Here is an 18,136-nt window from a genome sequence, read left to right on the forward strand (position 1 = left end):
AAGCCACGGTAGATTTGATTTTTCTTTAAGACGCAAAGATAAGAAAAGATAAAAAGAATTAGAATAAAAATCTATTCAATTTGATTTTTTAGTTTCTGAACTACTTTTAGGCTATTTGTAAAGGTTTCTTTGTCTTCTTGATCGGAAGTTTTTGCTATCATTTCAAGAAACATATTCTCAGCTTTTTCAAATAAATTTAAGGCGATTTCATTTTCTTCCATTGCCTTACGACACTTTCCTAGCTTTACAATTCCGATAGCTAAAAGATTTTGGAAATAGTCTATTTGTTCATCTTCAATTTCTTCTGCTTCATCAATAAGGAATTGATAGGTTTCTATTTGCTCTTGATAATAATCTAGTGCTACTTTTGGTTGCTTTTTTTTATAAAAAGAATCTCCTACTTTTTGATTTGTCTTGCCTAATGAATCTCCATATTCTAATTCTTGTTGTACTGTAAGCACATCTGAAAAATTAGTATATAATTCTCCCAAATATTCTATATTCTCTCTATACTTTTCTATTGCTATTAGAGGATAACCCATTAGATTATTTATTTCAGCTAATTGATTTGTAGCTTCACTCAACAGATTTAGATAATCAACATCTTGTATCAAACCTTCTGTATTTTTTATATATTTGGCTTGTTGTTCATACCATTCCATTGATTTTTTATATTCTTCTCGCTCAAAGTCTAGTTTTCCCAAACCTCCATATAAAGAAGCCAAATCAAAAATAAAATCATCATTATCAGGAAAAAGAGAAGCCAACTTTTCTGCTATTCCAATCTTTAGATTATAAAAAGTAAAAGCTGTTTTGATATGTCCTGATTTATAAAGAATATCACCCCACTTTTCATAAATAGTTCCTAACTCTTCTTCATATTCTATATTATTAGGAAATTTTTCTGTAAGTTTCTTTTGAAGGAAAGCTGATTTTTCGATAAAGAAAAATGAATCTTTTTGTTTATCATTATCAAAAGCATATAAAGCAATTTCTTTACAAATCTTGGCAATAGAATCTTGAATAATCCCCTCTTCTACATCCCAAAAAGGAAATTGTTTTTCATTAAGCTCTAAAAAATGCTTTGTGTAATTTGTGTACTCTTCATAATTTTTGTTTAGCAATGTATCTGATTGCATTTTGTATTCCCAACTTTGCAAAAATGGATGAGTTAGTTTCCAAATTTGTTCTTTTTGAGTTTCTAAAAGTTGTGTTCGGTTTGTTTGTGATAGGAAATAATAGACTATTTCATCTGTTTCGTTCTTGGCTATTTTCTCAATCCAATTTTGATTAATAAATTCTTGTATAGATTCTTCAATATACTTTCTGCCTTTTTCTAATCTCACTTTTTCAATATGACTATCTACATACTCTTCACTTGGATTGCCGATAGACATCAACATTGATTTTATATAATCTTCTCCACTATTTTCTCCTAAAATCGGACTAAGTAAGTCTATATTTTGTTCACCTTCATCAAAAGAAAAATGTAATTCTAAAAAAGAACTAGCAATTTCTTTACTCGGCAAGACTGACAAAACAGAAAGTAAACTTTGTGCTTGTTGAGGTAAATTTTCAAAAGGTTTTTGAGTAAAATTCATAAGTGTAATTTTTAAAGTTTAAACTTAGATTTTAGTTTAGAGAAAAAAGAGGAAGGCAGAGGAATGATGAAATTTTGGATAAGATATTCTCTTTGTGAATCATTAGAAACTACCATTGAACCCAAAAAATCCACGAGTTTGTTGGCATCTATTTTTATCATTGACAAAGGAATATTTGTTTCTTCAAAACCCATTGCTCTATTTAATTTACCTAAGTTTTTCTGAATAGAACTTTGCTTTTTAGATTTTGAAGAAGCAGTATTCAGACAGATAAATTTTTGATTATTTACAGAAGACCTATGAATGTTTTTTATAATTTCCCATTCTATAATATCCTCATAATTACGTTTTTTCCAAATTGCTTTCTTATACCAAATTCCTTTCTGATTGATAATAATTTGAGGTGTTTTGTCAAAAAGCATAATCAAACTAACTAAAGCCCACAAACCACAAAAAATAAGGGCAAACCAAGCCATAAAAGAACCTTCTTTCATAACCATAAAAATTCCACCTAATACAAAAATAAAACCACCTAAAAATAGATAAAAGGCAGATAGAGGCGATTTGTATAATTTAATTTCCTTCATAACTAAACGGATTTGATATATTTAAAAATTACCCTGCTGCTGCCTGTTGTCGAATTTTCATAATAAAAATACCACCCAAAATAAGTGCATTGAGATTACTTTCTCCTGTATTTCCAAAATTAAATTCTCCTTTACCAGTCAAAAAATTGGAAATAGAGCTATTAATAAGTTTTTCGCTAGGTAGTGAAGTATCAATTTGATGGTTCTCTAGTTGTGATTGTGTGTATTTTCTCTCCCACCACCAACTTCCTACACTCCACATATTTTGCTTAAAAATGAAGGTTTCATGGTCTTTTTCTACATAGAGTTCTGTTTTGTTAGTCCACATATTTGTAGTAAGAGTTGCAATTATTTGCTCATCAATTTTATCGACAATAACTATTTTTGTTCCCCAAAAATTAATTGGTTTTATTTCAAATTCTCTATCCAAAAGCATTCCTTTAGCTCTTTTGTGTTTCCAAAAGTTCATTTTGAAAAAACCGATTTCCCTTTCATTGTATAAAATAGAAGTTTTTTGTTGCCAAAAATCAGTTTTCCACGTAATTCCGTTCATAGTGCGAATTAGTTTTGAGTAAAAACAATTAGAATCAAGATTGCGTATTAAAAATATGAAAAAATCTACTAAAATCCACTTTCTAATTGTTTCCTTTATAAATCTACTTGTTGTTGCAAGATTACTCTTTGTTACTTTTGAGTCAAACAATTGTAAATCTGTAATTCTTATAATTATTCCTTTTCCTATTTTGATAGCCTTGAATGGAATTATCGGATTTGTGCTTTTTTTGATAAAGAAAGCAGATTATAGAATTTATATGATAAATATTTTGGGTTTGGTTTGGTTGTTTTTCTTGGGATTAGCTTTAGCTGCAAAAATCTAATTTTTGCTCAAAATACAACATAATTTAAACCCTAAGGGTCTTAAAGAAACTTAGGGTTTCGAAAAGAGGATATTTTTCAATCTTTATCTAAACCTTTTCAAAAATCTTCTTCGCTTCCTTCGCCACTTCATCAGCCACCACACGACCCGAAATAATAGAAGGAGGAACACCAGGACCTGGAACGGTCAGTTGTCCTGTAAAGAACAAATTACTTACCTTTTTAGATTTCATTTTAGGTTTGAAAAATGCTGTTTGTGCAAGTGTATTTGCTAATCCATAAGCATTGCCTTTGAAAGAATTGTAATCTGCTTTAAAATCATCTAAGGCATAACTACGCTTCAAAATGACATGTTCTCTAATTTTTTGTTCCGTCAGATTTTCCAATCTATCCATTACAAGATTGTAATATTTTTCTCTAATCGTTTCACCATCTGGCAAACCAGGGGCAATAGGAACTAACAAAAATAGATTTTCTTTACCTTCTGGCGCAACTTCATCATCAGTTTGAGAAGGACAACACGCATAAAAAAGAGGCTTTGAAGGCCAACGAGGATTAGTATAAATTTCCTCTGCATGTTTATTAAAATCTTCATCAAAAAATAAATTGTGATGTTCTAAGTTATTAAGTTTCTTATCTATTCCTAAATAAAATAATAAACTTGAGGGCGACATAGTTCTGTCATCCCAATATTTTTCTGTATAATTTTGATCTGCTTTGTCTAGTAATTTTTGGTCGGTATTGTGATAATCATTTCCTGCCACAATCCAATCAGCATGAAATTCTCCTTTTGAAGTTAAGACTGACCCAGCTTTTCCATTTTTAGTAACAATTTTATGAACTTCGGTTTCAGTTTCGAATTTTACACCTTGTTCTTCTGCTACTTTTACCATCGCTTCAATGATTTTATTCATTCCTCCCATTGGATACCAAGTTCCGAGTGATAAATCTGCATAATTCATCATGCTGTACAATGCAGGCGTATTTTGTGGAGTTGCACCGAGAAAAAGCACAGGGAATTCTAATAATTTTATCAGTTTTTCATGGGTAAAGAATTTTCTGACGTGTTTGCTCATCGAAGTTAGCATCTGAATACGCAAACTTTCTTTCATCAAGCGATAATCTATAAATTCAGTAATCGAATGCGAAGGACGAAAAACATATTCGCTCATTCCAACTTCATATTTATATTTTGCTTGAGCCAAAAATTCACGTAATTTCAAGCTACTTCCTTCTTCATAACTCTCAAAAAGGTTTTCCAATTCTTCCATAGAAGCAGGAATATCGACAAAATCATCTTTGCCAAAACAAACTCTATATCCAGGGTCAAGGCGATGAAGGTCGTAATAATCACTTACTTTTTTTCCAAAAAGAGCAAAATACTCTTCAAAAACATCAGGCATCCAGTACCAACTTGGTCCCATATCAAAAGTAAATCCTTCAGTTATCCATTGCCTAGCACGACCTCCTAAAGAATCATTTTTTTCCAACACAGTTACATCAAAACCCTTCTGTGCCAAACAAGCAGCAGCCGAAAGACCAGCGAAACCAGAACCAATTACTATTACTTTTTTCATAATGTTGTAAATTGTCGTTGGTGAGGACACCAACAACGGCGAGAATATATTTTTTCCGACACTAAAGTGTACGATACATTTTCGCACCTTAAAAGGTACGCTACATTTGATTACATTTTTTTTCAAAATAAGTTTGAAAAAATCAATTAAAATATGCTTTTTGCAGAACAAATATAGAAATAAACCTATAAGGTTTGAATAAATAAACTATGAAAAAACAGTTGTGGATAATAAATGGTGCAAATCTTAATCTTTTGGGAAAACGAGAACCATCTATTTATGGAAACCAGTCTTTTGAAGATTATTTTGAAGAGTTGAAAAAAGTTTTTTCTGATAAATTGGTAGAATTACATTATTTTCAGTCTAATCATGAAGGCGAGATTATAGACAAATTACATCAGATTGGTTTTAGTACTGACGGAATTATCTTGAATGCAGGAGCTTTTACACATACTTCTGTTGCCATTGCTGATGCTATTTCAAGTATTTCTACGCCTGTTATTGAAGTTCATATTTCGAATACTTTTGCTCGTGAAGAGTTTCGTCATAAAAGCTATTTGAGTAAAAACTGTATCGGTGTAATTGTAGGTTTTGGAATGGAAAGCTACCGTTTAGCACTAGATTTTTTTGAAAGAAAATTTAATAGTCAATCTTAAAGAAATATTCATTTCATTTATAATTTATCACTTACAATTTACCATTTCATTTATGTTACTAGATATACTTTCATTTTTCACCAATCCATCAGAAGCAGGATTTTTTTTAAAGATAATCTGTACTCTTTTTTTAGCCATTTTATTTATTCAATCTGGCTTTAATAAGGTTTTTCGTTGGGATGAAAATTCGGCTTGGCTTATAGACCACTTCAAAGGCTCTTATTTAGAAAAATTAGTAACTGTTCTTTTAGTTATTGTTACTATTTTTGAAGTCGCAGCAGGGGTTTTTAGTGCTATTGGATTTGTAACACTTTTACTTACAGGAGATGTAAAATTTGCTTACATAGGTTCTGTTTTGGCAACTATTAATATTACGATGCTCTTTTTTGGGCAAAGAGTGGTCAAAGATTATGTGGGAGCTGCTAATTTGGTGGCTTACTTTATCTTATGTGTTATAGCAACTTATATTTTGGGTGGACTAGCTCAGTAATTTTTAGTATTGATAGATGTGATAAATCGTTTTTTTGCTGTACTTATTCCCTTATTTTTTCTTTTAGGAATTATTTTTCTTTGGTTTAATAATCCTATAAACACAAGTGAAAACTCATTTTACCCAAAATGCCCAACCTATGTTTTTTTTGAGATTCATTGTGTTTTTTGTGGTGCTACTCGCTGTATTTATTCACTTTTACACTTTGATTTTTTATCGGCTTTTCGGCAAAATGCCTTCTTAATTCTAATTTCTCCTTTATTGATATACGAATTTTTGAGATTTTATTTCAAGACTTTTTTTGAGATAGAATTAAAGGCAATTCATTATTCAAATCTGTTTTGGGTAATAATTTTTATACTAGGATTTTTATTTATGATTTTGAGAAATATAGATTCTTTTCCCTTTAATTACCTTGCTCCTTTTGTGTAGTTTTATTCAGGAGCTTGTTTTGTAGCAATTTTGAAAAATAGATTCGGAAAAAATCGTCTTACATATAATCCTAATCTTTCTTTACCGAAAGGTTTGCCTACATAGGTTTCCTTTTTTTGATTTTTGATAGCTTTCAAAATTTGATGAGCGCATTTGTCAGCAGGATAACCTTCGCCTGTGTTTTTACCCATTTTGGCAAATGTTTCTCCTGTTTCTGTGAGTGCATTGATGGCAACATTGGTACGAATAAATCCAGGGGCAATCATTGAAACCTTAATATTATCGTTGTAAAACTCAGCTCTAAGTCCATCAAAAAAGCCATACAAAGCGTGTTTTGAGCTTGAGTAAGCACCACGCATAGGAGTTGATAATTTCCCCAAAACACTCGTAATTACTACAAAATGTCCCGTTTGATTTTCTACAAAGTGAGGTAAAATTGCTTGTGTAAGTCCGACATATCCAAAATAATTTACTTCCATTATTTTTCGATAGACTTCCATTTTGGTATCTTTTATATATGAACGCTGACTAATTCCTCCATTATGAACCAAAATATCAACCTTTCCAAAAAATGAAATTGCTTCTTTTGTTTTTTCTTCAAAATCTGATTTTGTCAAATCTAAAGGAAGAATAGCTACATTTTCTCTGTTTTGGCTTATTTCTTTTACTCTTTCTAATTCCTCCGTTCTTCTTGCTGAAATAATAATTTTCGTATCAAGATTGAGATTTGATAGAACATAAACAAGCTCTTCTCCAATTCCAGAAGATGCACCTGTAATCCAAACTGTTTTATTTTTAAAGTAATTCATTTTGCAGGAGGTTATGTTTTAAGATATGTTTTATTCTTCAATCAAATTTAGCCAAACTATTACATAAAAAAGCAAAAAACAAGGTTTCATTTTACAATATCCTAAACTTACTAAGCTAGTTTACGTTCAAGTAAGCGACTTTAGTTAGTCAATAGTCAAACTTAAAAATAAGAATACTAAAACGTCTTTTCAAAAAAACAACTTATTATGTTAGTGCCTGCCACGAACTCGGAACTCAATTTTACATCAGAATTACATATTCCTGCTGCCAACAAACCACGTATCGTGATTATTGGAGGAGGTTTTGCAGGGTTGGAGCTTTCCAAAAAACTGCGTTCTGTCGATGCTCAAATTGTGATGATTGATAGGTATAATTTTCATACATTTCAACCTCTTTTGTATCAAGTAGCGACGGCAGGTTTAGAGGCTGATGCCATTGCAGGTCCTTTGCGTAAAGTTTTGAAGAGCAGTAATAGTAAGTCTGATTTTTATTTTAGGGTAGCAACAGTTACAGAAATTCATCACTACAAAAACATAGTTGATACTAATTTGGGAACACTGCGATACGATTATTTAGTGATTGCAAACGGCTCAAAGACTAATTTTTATGGTAATAAATCGATTGAAGAAAGAGCATTTGCTTTAAAGCAAGTTCCTCAAGCATTGGCTATTCGCAATCATTTATTAAAGAACTTTGAAAAGGCTCAACTTGCCCAAACGATTGAAGAGCAACAGTCTCTTATGAATATAGTTATTGTGGGTGGAGGACCAACAGGTGTAGAAGTAGCAGGAGCTTTAGGAGAATTGAAATTACATGTTTTGCCAAAGGATTACCCTGAACTAGATTTTAGAAGAATGCAGATACATTTGGTAGAAGCAGGAAAAAGTCTTTTGAATGGAATGACAAATAATGCAAGCCGAAAAGCAGAAGAATATTTAAAAGATTTTACAGTTCAGATTTGGAAAGAAGTTAGTGTAAAAGCATTTGATGGTAGTCATGTAGAGCTTTCGAATGGAATGGTTTTGCCTTCTACTACGCTCGTTTGGGCAGCAGGAGTTACAGGAAATCTAATAAAAGGACTTCCTGAAAAAGCTATTTTGCAAGGAAATCGAATTATTGTTGATGAATATAACCGAGTAAAAGGAATAGAAAATATTTTTGCACTTGGTGATATCGCAGCAATGGTTTCAGAAGATCATCCAAAAGGCTTTCCTATGCTTGCACCTGTGGCAATGCAACAAGGAAAAACACTAGGCGATAATTTAAAACGAATGCTCAATAAAAAAGAAATGAAACCGTTTAAATATTTTGATAAGGGAAGTATGGCGACAGTTGGAAGAAATCGTGCTGTTGTGGATTTGCCTAACAAAATGAGTTTTCAAGGTTTTTTTGCTTGGTTTGTGTGGCTTTTTGTTCATTTGATGTTTATAATTGGCTTTAAAAATCGTTTTATTATACTTACAAGCTGGATTTGGAATTATTTTACATACGACCGTAGCAACCGTTTGATTATTCCTACTCAAATAAAATCTAAGAAAGAAAAAGAAGAATTATATGTTTAAATAGATTAGAATTTATTGAATATCAAAAACTTCCCTTTTAATAGTCTCAACTAAAAGGGAAGTTTTTTTTGAAATATTACTCCATTTTTTAATGTCCAAAAATACATCAAAACTATGCTTCTGTTTATAGTGAGAAGAAGTTTATTATATTTGTTGTAAAATTAGAAAAATCCTTGGCTGTTATTAAACTCTACTTAATAACAATAAATAAAAGTTATGTCAAAAAAGTCTCCTGTAAAACCAAAAAAACATTTAGGACAACATTTCCTAAAAGATGAAAATATTGCTCGTAAGATTGTTAATCAGATGCAAGATGATAGTTATAAAGACCTCTTAGAAATTGGAGCAGGTACAGGTGTTCTGACAAAATTTATTTTAAATGATAAAAAATATAATCTGACAGTGGTAGAAATTGATGATGAATCAGTAGAATATTTGAAAGAAAACTTGGGTTTTACAGATGAAACGCTTCTAAATGAAGATTTTTTGAAAATGGATTTAGAAACTGTTTTTGAAGGAAAATTCGGAATTATTGGCAATTTTCCTTACAATATTTCTTCACAGATTTTTTTTAAAGTATTAGAATATAAAAATCAAATTCCAGAAGTAGTTGGAATGATTCAAAAAGAAGTGGCTGAACGTATTGCTTCACCACACGGAAACAAAACGTATGGTATTTTGAGTGTTTTGTTACAGGCTTATTACGATATCGAATATTGTTTTACAGTAAGTGAAAAGGTATTTAATCCACCTCCAAGAGTCAAATCTGCTGTTATTCGCCTAAAGAGAAATGAAGTAGAACAATTAGATTGTAATGAGAAATTATTTTTTCAACTTGTCAAATTTGGTTTCAATCAGCGAAGAAAAATGCTTCGAAGTGCTTTAAAACCACTAGGAATTCCGAATGCTTTTAAAGAAAAAGAAGAACTAAATGAAATGCTCAGCAAAAGAGCAGAACAGCTTTCTGTACAAGATTTTATTGAGCTGGCACAAATTTTTGAAAGAGAAAGAGAAACTGAAAAAGAGTAAATATATTATTATTAAATCTTTAGAAAGGTTGAATTGTGTAGTAGATTGATTTTCTAAATTAGAATCCTATAAAAAAAATAAAAAAAAACTCATACAAAAGCTAGTATGCTTCTCAAGTTAAAATAAATCTATTATATTAGGCACTTATTGACTATTATATTTCTAGTCCAAAAAATGAATTTATGCTTTTGAATGACATAACTAAAATAATAACACATATAATCTATCAAAAATGAGTAAATACGAATATAATGCTGAGTACGAAATACGTGCTGCTGTCAAGATGGTTTATCCTTTTATTTCCACTCCACAAGGGCTTGAAGAATGGTTTGCTGACAGAGTAGAGGTTTTGAATGATAAATTTTTGAATATTCATTGGGACAACGAACAGCATATTGCAAAAATAGTTTCACAGAGAAATAATTCTATGATTCGCTATCAGTTTGTCGATAATATAGAAGAAGAAAAAATTAAAACTAGAGGAAAGAAAAAAGATGTAAACTTCTTAGAACTCAAACTAAATTATAGCGAACTAACTGACACTACCTACTTAGTAATAAAAGATTATTCAGAAATGAATGATGAAGAAGTATTGGAAGAACTTTGGGATGGACTTGTCGAAACGCTGAGAGAGAAATTAGGTGCTTAGTTAGGTGCTTAGTCAGACATGTAGTTTTTAGTAGTTTAATTCTGTTGAATATAATGTAAAATTGGAACTAAACAGATTAATTATCAAATGGTTAACTTAAATTTGAGTTTATATTTTGTCGTTGTCGGTGTCTCACTTACGACACAGAAGATTAATGATACTGATTTTGCTAGAAACTCATTATTTCGATAAAAACCCATTATTCATCTATAAAAAAAGTCCTACTGGCTAACTATTTGAAGTAAATACCATTACAATAAAAAATCCTATTCTATAAATAATTCGATAAAAGAAATCAAGATAAATCTATAAACTACTCTTAATAAAATAAGAAAAGGTCGTTTATAATTTTTTAATTGGCTTAATCTGCCTGTCTTATACTTTTCTATTCTATTTACTTTGTAGCAATACGGATATGAACATAAATAATAATATAAATACGAATACAGGAAATTCTTCTTTAAGACCTGTTTTTCCTTCTGTCAAACGTCCTGTTGTTGAGCAACCTCTAGCTCAAACCATTCATAAAAATTTTATAGATACACCTACTCATTTCGAAACGGATTATATCTCTATGAAATGGATTCCAGAGAAACGTCGCATAGATGTAATTTGGAAACAGTTTGTTAGTGAGGAAAAAGTACGAGAGGTTTTGTTGAAAGAAGTAGCTATGATTCGTCATACAAAAGTAAAATGTCTTTTTTTAGATGCTCAAAAATTTAAAGGTACAAATCCGAATATTCCACGTTGGGCAAATGAAGTGTGGTCTCAAATGGTACACGACGCAGGTCTAAAGCATTTTGCAACTGTTGTTTCTGATAAAGATATTTTTGCTGTTTTTTCTTTAAAGTATGGAATGGGAGAAAAACTCACTTCACTGGTTAATTGTGCTGTTTTCAAAACAGTAGAAGAAGGAGAAGTTTGGTTACGACAATATACGCATCCTGAAAGCCCAGTCTATAGTGATGATGAGCTAGAAGAAATAATGGAAGAATATGAAAATCCTACTGCTACGACTAATTTTGAGACTATTTTAAAAGAGGAAGAAGAAAAAAAATATAATCAAGAAGATAGTGTAGAGCTGTCAATGAATCCAATGCACGAAGTTCAGAAAGAAGAAACTGTAAAAGAAGGAGAAGACATCTTAGGAGAAATAGCAGAAAAAAAACTGGAAAAATTTGATTTGAAAAATGAAATAGTATCAGAAAAAGAAGAGCTAAAAGATAATTTTGAAGAGTTAGAAGAACTAGATGAAGTAGAAGATGAAAATAGACTTTCACAAATTCAAGTCTTTTCAAATTTTGAAGATTTAGAAAACCATATTCAAACTATAGAAGCCAAATATAAAATTAATGAAGAAAAAGCAGATACATCTGAAAATGAAATCTGATTTCATTGTTTTTAAATTAAAATAGCTCGTTTTTTGCTAAATAACCTTTACGTATTTATCTTAAACATAACAGTTTTTCTAAAAGAAGAACTATATTTTTTCACCTTTTAATTTTTAAAAAATGAAATTTTACTATTTATTTTTTCTGCTATTTTCGCTTTCTCTTTTTTCTTGTGATAAAGAGAGTAAAAATGGCAATGCCAAACTAGAAGTTCGTCTTGTAGATGCACCTGCTGAGTATGATGCTGTTTATATTGATGTAAGAGAAATTAGAATTCATACTTCTGAAACGGCTGCTGATGAAGACCAAGGTTGGACAACACTTTCCACAAATACAGGAATTTATAACCTTTTAGAACTCACTAACGGCATTGATGCTCTTTTGGCAAGTGATGAACTTCCTGCTGGTAAAGTATCTCAAATTCGTTTGATTTTAGGAGAAAATAATACACTTGTTGAAAATGGAGAAACATACACTCTCAAAACGCCTAGCGCACAACAATCAGGTCTGAAATTGAAAATCAATACAACTTTAGAAGCTGATCTGAAATATGTAATTATGCTAGATTTTGATGCTGCTCGTTCTATTGTAAAAGCAGGAAACTCTGGAAAATATAATCTAAAACCTGTCATTCGTACTTTCGTAGAAAGTGATGGAGGTTCTCTAAAAGGCTGTACCTCTCCTGCCACTATTCAGTCTTTAGTGACTGTTTCTCAAAATGGTGTATTTGTAGCAAGTGCTTATACAAATGATGGCTGTTTTTTAATCAAAGGACTTCCAGCAGGAACATATCAAGTAAAAGTTGAGCCTCCTTTGGCATATTCTCCTGTTACCATTTCTGATGTAGTTATTAGTAATGGAGAAGTGAATACATTAAGTACAATTACAATTCAGTAATCGCTTTTAGATGTTTTTATAAAAAATATCAAAAACTCATTTTGCAGTAATGTAAAATGAGTTTTTTATTTTTATAGAAATTCTAATAAAATTTAAGTACTCAAAATACGAAGCATTCTCACAAGGTCATTATCAATAACTCTAGGCTTTAAGCATTCTTCTATAGAAGTATAAATCATTTTTCGCTTTAACTGTCCAACCATAACATTTGATTTTCCAGATAAAAGACCTTCTACTGCGCCCAAACCTAATTGACTAGCCAAAACTCGGTCTGCTGCCGTTGGCGAACCTCCACGCTGAATGTGTCCTAAATTAGTAACTCTAAACTTAAATTTGGGAATTTGTTCTCTTACTTTTTTCCCTAATTCTTCAGCATTTCCAAGTTCATCGCCTTCTGCTACTACGACTATTAGAGAGGTTTTTTTGTTAGCTAACATTTCCTTTATAGACTCCACAATCTCATCTAAAGAATCGACAATTTCGGGAAGCATGACAATTTCTGCTCCACCTCCAATTCCAGTCAGAAGCGCAATATCTCCACAATGTCTTCCCATTACTTCAATAAAAAATCCTCTTTCAAGTGAGTCAGCTGTATCTCTAATTTTATCGATGGCTTCTAATGCTGTGTTGATAGCTGTATCAAATCCGATGGTATAATCAGTTCCGTTAAGGTCGTTATCGATTGTCCCCGGTGCGCCTACAAAAGGCATTTTATGTTCTTCCCAAAAGGTTTGCATTCCTGCTAAAGTTCCGTTTCCACCGATGGCTATAAGTCCGTCAATTTCTAAATTTTTGAGATTTTGATAAGCTCTTTCTCGTCCCTCTTTTGTCAGAAACCGTTGGCTACGAGCTGTTTTCAGAACTGTTCCTCCACGCTGAATAATATTACTGACATCTCTAGAAGTCATCATGTGAATATCATTTTCTATCATTCCACGATAGCCTCTATGAATTCCATATACTTCAACACCGTAATATAATGCACCTCTTACAACAGCTCTCAAGCAGGCATTCATACCAGGGGAATCCCCTCCAGAAGTAAAAACTCCGATTCGTTTCACGTCTTATTTAGTGATTAATGGTTAATTATTGTTTTTTTTAGATTAGAAAGTGACTATTTATTCTTCACTTTCTAATTCTGTTTCAAGATAGTGTATTTCTAAATCTCTTTCCAAGTCTCTTTTAATTAATTTTCTTTTAAAGAATGTAAAAGCTCCTAATAGAGCAATAATTACCCATTTTAGCCATTTAAAAATAAAAGGTACAACTTTTACTTTTGTCAGAACTTTTCCTGCCAAAAGACCAGCGAAACCAAATGCTGCTAAATTATCAAAGTTGGGATCAAAATCTTCGTGTCTGAATCCTTTATAAAACTCTACACTAGAAGTAAGTAGAGGAATTTGGGAATTAACCTCTAAAAGATGGGTAGGTGAAGTGCTAATATTCATCTCCAAAACTCCATATCTACCCAATTTATGGGTACTATGACGAATGTAGTCTTTATTTTTGGAAGTACAAGAAACAGCCCACTGCAATTGATGTTCATTTTCTAAAAAATAAGGTTTCATTGCCCAAGCCTGAATGGCTAAGGTATCACAACCCTTTTCTTTTATATATTTATTTTTTCTATAATTGGTATGAAGAATATCATTCCAAAAAAAATGTTCAGGTGTCTTGAAAATAGTAGTATCAGGAATATAGCCTGTTTCTATATACACTACTTCTATTATAAAAGGAGGTTCTGTAATAGAATCAGGAGTATTTTGAGTTGGAATAGCTACCAAACAACCTAAATATTCGATACTATCACACGCTATTCGATAAGGAGATTGTGCCGAATTTCCTTCCATAAAAATAAAGCCTTTGGGTACAGAAAGTAAAGCTACCCCTGCCAAATCAATTTGCCCAATTTGTCCAACTATTTTATCTTTTTCATTTTTTTGAGCAAAAACAATAGAAAAAGATGAGTTATAGAGAAGAAAAGCTATACATAAATAGGTTGAAAATCTAAAAAATGTTTTCATAGCTCAATAATTAAAATCAGTAGTATGTTGTTATAATATTTAAGATACAAAATTATTTTCTATTTTGATATAAAAACAAACCACAAAAAAAAGCATTGCCAGAAGACAATGCTTTTTAGTTTATTGAAACATTTTTTTCTAGAAACCTTCTACAGTAATTTCTGCAAAGATAATCCCTGTTTCATTTTCACTTGTATCTTTAAATTTGGCATATACTCTTTTATATCCTTCTCCACCTGTAAGAACCCAATCTAATTTATCAGTATATTCTTGCCAGTACGCTCCATCATCAAATTTAGCAGAATTTGAAACCATTATATAATTTGCCTGACGAGCATTAAAGAGAAGTGTTACTTGGTTATCTTTAACACGAGTTTGTCCTCCTTCAATTCTGATAATTCCAGGCTGTGGTGGTTGTGTATCTAGCAAGATTTGAGAACTAGCTACAAAAGATTGATTTCCAGCTTCATCTCTAAATTTTATATAGACTGTCTTATAACCGTCTGCTCCTGATAAAGTCCAGTTAGAAGAGGTACTGTATTCTTCCCAACGTGCAGGAGGTGGAAATCCTCTTAGATTAGTAATCATCATGTGAGAAGCTTCTTCTGCCATTATGCTCAATTTTACTTGATGTTTGTTGGTATAAGGCTCACTATTGTTGATAATAATTTCTTCCCCAAAAGGAGCTTGTCTATCCAAAATGATACTTGCACTAATTGGTTCAGTTTGGTTTCCTGACTTATCTCCAAATTGTACCCATACTTTATTTTCACCATCTTCTCCTGCTAAAATATGATTCATTATAATAGGTCGGAAAGGTTGCCAAGAAGCACTGTCCATAGATTGAGATTTTCCAATACGCATTTCACTTGCTCCTTTAGCACGAAGTTGAAGTGTTACATATTTATTTATATTGGTTGTATATTTTGCATTTTTATTAATAGTAATTTCTCCTCCAGTTGGTGCTGTACGGTCAAGACCAATTCTGTCATAAGCAATTTCAGAAATATTACCTACTCCATCTCTATAACGAACAAAAACAAACTTAATCCCATCTTCTCCTACTAGAGTAAACTGTTTAGAAGTGTTATAAGACTCCCATTTTGCTTCTGGAAAATCAATACGATTAGATATCATCATGTGTGTTGCTCCTTGTGCATTTAGGGTAAGATTTACCGTCTGAACATTTGTTCCATTATCTCCTTCATTAATTTTGACTTCTCCAACAATAGGAGGGGTACGATCAAGTAGGATTTTTTGAGAAACTACTTCTGAAACATTCCCTGCTTCATCTCTGAAGCGAGCAAAAATTTCTTTCATTCCATCGTCCCCTGGTAAAGCAAAAGGAACATTTTTTCCTGCTTGATAATTAATCCAACGACTACCACTAAAGGTTGCATCCATTCCAATTTGCATCATAATTGCTCCATCAGCTTTTGCTTGTAATAAAACCACTTTATTTGGGTTATTGGTAACACTGTCTCCTTTATTTATTCTGATTTGTGGGTCTTGGGGAGCTACTCTATCCAAAATAATTTCTGTACTGATAGGAGGAGTTATATTGCCTGCTGCATCTTTAAATTTCACATACACTGTTTTTTTACCGTCTGCTCCTTCTAGTTGCCATCCTTTTATTTCTTCTTCATATTTTTGCCATTCTCCACCTGTAAATTGTTCTGATTTTCCGAGCATTACTTCACTTGCTCCACGAGCAAATAAATTAACAGCAACAGAAGTGCTTCGAACATATTTTGAGTTTTTCTCAACAGCTATACGTGTGTCGATAGGAGGAGTAAGGTCTAATACTACTCTATCAGAAACAGGACTAGAAACATTTCCTGCTCTATCTCTAAATTTGACATACACAGCTTTTTCTCCGTCTCCTACTGCAAGTTTCCAGTCTTCTACTTTGTTTCGATAAATCTCCCAACGTCCTTCAAAGAAATTTTCAGTATTACTAACCATCATATAACGAGCATCATCATTATCTACTGAAAGCTCAAGATTTACTAATCCCTCTTTGTTATTTGTTGTTCCTTGATTTCCTTCTTTAGAAACTATCTTTATTGTTCCTCCTGTTGGTTTTCCTTGGTCAAGGATAATTTTATCTGATTTTATTTCTGTTTCGTTTCCAGCTTCATCTTTGAATTTTACATATACTACTTTTTCTCCATCAGCGACATCAAATGTCCAGCTAGGAAGTAGATAACGATAAGATTGCCATTCTGCGCCACGCAAATTAGGATCGTTGCTGACCATCATTTCAGATGCTCCAATAGCAGAAAGGCGAATATTTACATTATGACTGTTAGTATAACGATTTCCTCCATTCACTAATATTCTAGGCATAGAAGGAGGTTCTAAGTCTAAAATAATACGAGCGAAGGCAGGTTTAGATTGGTTACCCATTTTATCTCTAAACTTTACTGCTACTACTTGAGGACCTTGTTCGGCAGGTAATTGAAAATCCATCTCTTTTTGATAAGCAACCCAAGTACCTAAAGACTGTATGGAAACATCACTTGCGCCTTCTGCATTAAATTGTAATTTGACATCACGAGAAGTAGTAAATTTTGCCCCATTATTTATTTCAAATTTACCTTTAGGAGGTGTTTGATCAACAATTATTGTGTCAATGGCTGTTTCTGAAATATTTCCTGCATAATCTCTATAACGAGCATATACATGTTTAGTACCTTCTCCTCCAGTAAGTGGCCAGCCTTGTATGGTTTCTTTGTAAGGATACCAGCGAGGAGCATCTTGAAAATCACTACGATTACTGATTTGCATTTCGTATGCTTCATTACAATACAATTGCAAATAAACTTTTCTGTCTCTAGCATTGGTATATTCTGCTCCTGAGTTAATATTGATAGAAGGGTCGGTAGGAGGACTACGATCAAGTTCTAATTGGGCAACAGTTGGGTCAGAAACAAGTGAGCCAGAACCATCTCTAAACTGTACATAAACTGTTTTTATACCATCTTCACGAGCATCTAAACGCCAGTTTTTTTGTCCTTCAAACGATTCCCAACGTGCGCCAATAAAACTGGCATTATTACTAACACGCATTTCACTAGCTCCTTTAGCAAAAATCTTCAAAATAACACGTCCTTCGGGGTCATTACTGATTGAAGCACCATTATTTACTGTAACAATACCTTGAAGAAGCTGTCCATAGGAAGAATGACTAATCAGAAGAACACTAAAAATGAAAAGCGCAAGGAGTAAAGTTTTTATGTTGTGCATAATATATAATTAAATTATATTTCATTTAATATTTTAGCTTATTTATTAAATTCAGTATTACAAAGGTTTTTTTACTTCAATATAGAATTGCAAAAAATAATAGGATATTTGATAAAACAAGAAAAATAATAATCATTTCAATTAAAAAAAACTCCTACAAAAGGAGAGAAAGAAATAATAAAATCTGTAACTACTTCAAATTAATTTCTTTTATTCTAAACAATTAACGATTCTATTGAATAGCATATTGAATAGTATCTTGAAAATACAGAAAAAAATAATAAAATCTACTTTCTATCCATCAGA

General features: G+C 31.8%; 16 protein-coding genes. 8 read left to right on the top strand and 8 right to left on the bottom strand.

Features of this window, described 5'->3' with window-relative positions; all coding sequences use genetic code 11:
* Positions 1 to 71: 71 nt before the first annotated feature.
* The 3 genes from V9L04_RS03610 to V9L04_RS03620 are packed head-to-tail and all read right to left on the bottom strand — an operon-like array spanning position 72 to position 2,741.
* Positions 72 to 1,601 (bottom strand): hypothetical protein, encoded by a 1,530-nt coding sequence (locus tag V9L04_RS03610; protein ID WP_338792707.1) that lies wholly within the window; start codon positions 1,599 to 1,601, stop codon positions 72 to 74.
* Between the two features lie 11 nt (positions 1,602 to 1,612).
* Positions 1,613 to 2,188 carry an STM3941 family protein gene (locus V9L04_RS03615; protein ID WP_338792708.1) on the bottom strand — a complete coding sequence of 192 codons (576 nt, stop codon included), beginning with the start codon at positions 2,186 to 2,188 and terminating at the stop codon, positions 1,613 to 1,615.
* Positions 2,189 to 2,216: 28 nt separating this feature from the next.
* Positions 2,217 to 2,741: a hypothetical protein gene (locus V9L04_RS03620; RefSeq protein WP_338792709.1), complete on the bottom strand. Its 525-nt coding sequence runs from the start codon at positions 2,739 to 2,741 to the stop codon at positions 2,217 to 2,219.
* A 55-nt stretch (positions 2,742 to 2,796) separates the two neighbouring features.
* Here V9L04_RS03620 and V9L04_RS03625 point away from each other — a divergent pair, with 55 nt between their 5' ends.
* Positions 2,797 to 3,066 (top strand): hypothetical protein, encoded by a 270-nt coding sequence (locus tag V9L04_RS03625; protein WP_338792710.1) that lies wholly within the window; start codon positions 2,797 to 2,799, stop codon positions 3,064 to 3,066.
* A gap of 87 nt (positions 3,067 to 3,153) precedes the next feature.
* On the opposite strand, the gene crtI is transcribed toward V9L04_RS03625, so the two are convergent.
* Positions 3,154 to 4,641 (bottom strand): phytoene desaturase family protein, encoded by a 1,488-nt coding sequence (gene crtI / locus V9L04_RS03630; RefSeq protein ID WP_338792711.1) that lies wholly within the window; start codon positions 4,639 to 4,641, stop codon positions 3,154 to 3,156.
* A 209-nt stretch (positions 4,642 to 4,850) separates the two neighbouring features.
* Here crtI and aroQ point away from each other — a divergent pair, with 209 nt between their 5' ends.
* The gene (gene aroQ, locus V9L04_RS03635; protein ID WP_338792712.1) at positions 4,851 to 5,297 is read left to right on the top strand and encodes a type II 3-dehydroquinate dehydratase; all 447 of its coding nucleotides are present in this window, start codon (positions 4,851 to 4,853) and stop codon (positions 5,295 to 5,297) included.
* A 52-nt stretch (positions 5,298 to 5,349) separates the two neighbouring features.
* Entirely contained in the window at positions 5,350 to 5,787 is a 438-nt protein-coding gene (locus tag V9L04_RS03640) for a DoxX family membrane protein (RefSeq protein WP_338792713.1), read from the top strand.
* A gap of 434 nt (positions 5,788 to 6,221) precedes the next feature.
* Here V9L04_RS03640 and V9L04_RS03645 read toward each other — a convergent pair whose 3' ends face one another.
* The gene (locus tag V9L04_RS03645; RefSeq protein WP_338792714.1) at positions 6,222 to 7,028 is read right to left on the bottom strand and encodes an SDR family oxidoreductase; all 807 of its coding nucleotides are present in this window, start codon (positions 7,026 to 7,028) and stop codon (positions 6,222 to 6,224) included.
* A gap of 207 nt (positions 7,029 to 7,235) precedes the next feature.
* On the opposite strand from V9L04_RS03645, the gene V9L04_RS03650 reads away from it, so the two are divergent.
* The 5 genes from V9L04_RS03650 (at position 7,236) to V9L04_RS03670 (ending at position 12,557) form a co-directional block, all read left to right on the top strand.
* Positions 7,236 to 8,591 (top strand): NAD(P)/FAD-dependent oxidoreductase, encoded by a 1,356-nt coding sequence (locus V9L04_RS03650; protein ID WP_338792715.1) that lies wholly within the window; start codon positions 7,236 to 7,238, stop codon positions 8,589 to 8,591.
* A gap of 216 nt (positions 8,592 to 8,807) precedes the next feature.
* Positions 8,808 to 9,620: a 16S rRNA (adenine(1518)-N(6)/adenine(1519)-N(6))-dimethyltransferase RsmA gene (rsmA, locus tag V9L04_RS03655; protein ID WP_338792716.1), complete on the top strand. Its 813-nt coding sequence runs from the start codon at positions 8,808 to 8,810 to the stop codon at positions 9,618 to 9,620.
* A gap of 232 nt (positions 9,621 to 9,852) precedes the next feature.
* Positions 9,853 to 10,269 (top strand): START-like domain-containing protein, encoded by a 417-nt coding sequence (locus V9L04_RS03660; protein ID WP_338792717.1) that lies wholly within the window; start codon positions 9,853 to 9,855, stop codon positions 10,267 to 10,269.
* 415 nt (positions 10,270 to 10,684) lie between these two features.
* A complete protein-coding gene (locus V9L04_RS03665) occupies positions 10,685 to 11,659 on the top strand; it encodes a hypothetical protein (protein WP_338792718.1) in 975 nt (324 codons plus the stop codon).
* Positions 11,660 to 11,780: 121 nt separating this feature from the next.
* Positions 11,781 to 12,557 (top strand): DUF4382 domain-containing protein, encoded by a 777-nt coding sequence (locus tag V9L04_RS03670; RefSeq protein WP_338792719.1) that lies wholly within the window; start codon positions 11,781 to 11,783, stop codon positions 12,555 to 12,557.
* Positions 12,558 to 12,649: 92 nt separating this feature from the next.
* On the opposite strand, the gene pfkA is transcribed toward V9L04_RS03670, so the two are convergent.
* The 3 genes from pfkA to V9L04_RS03685 form a co-directional block, all read right to left on the bottom strand.
* Positions 12,650 to 13,618, bottom strand: a complete 969-nt coding sequence (gene pfkA / locus V9L04_RS03675; protein ID WP_338792720.1) for a 6-phosphofructokinase — start codon at positions 13,616 to 13,618, stop codon at positions 12,650 to 12,652.
* A 57-nt stretch (positions 13,619 to 13,675) separates the two neighbouring features.
* Positions 13,676 to 14,581, bottom strand: coding sequence for a DUF2167 domain-containing protein (locus V9L04_RS03680; RefSeq protein ID WP_338792721.1), 906 nt, complete (start codon positions 14,579 to 14,581; stop codon positions 13,676 to 13,678).
* Positions 14,582 to 14,719: 138 nt separating this feature from the next.
* The gene (locus tag V9L04_RS03685; RefSeq protein WP_338792722.1) at positions 14,720 to 17,830 is read right to left on the bottom strand and encodes a hypothetical protein; all 3,111 of its coding nucleotides are present in this window, start codon (positions 17,828 to 17,830) and stop codon (positions 14,720 to 14,722) included.
* Between the last annotated feature and the right edge of the window lie 306 nt (positions 17,831 to 18,136).

The organism is Bernardetia sp. MNP-M8 (assembly GCF_037126285.1).
GTDB lineage: Bacteria > Bacteroidota > Bacteroidia > Cytophagales > Bernardetiaceae > Bernardetia.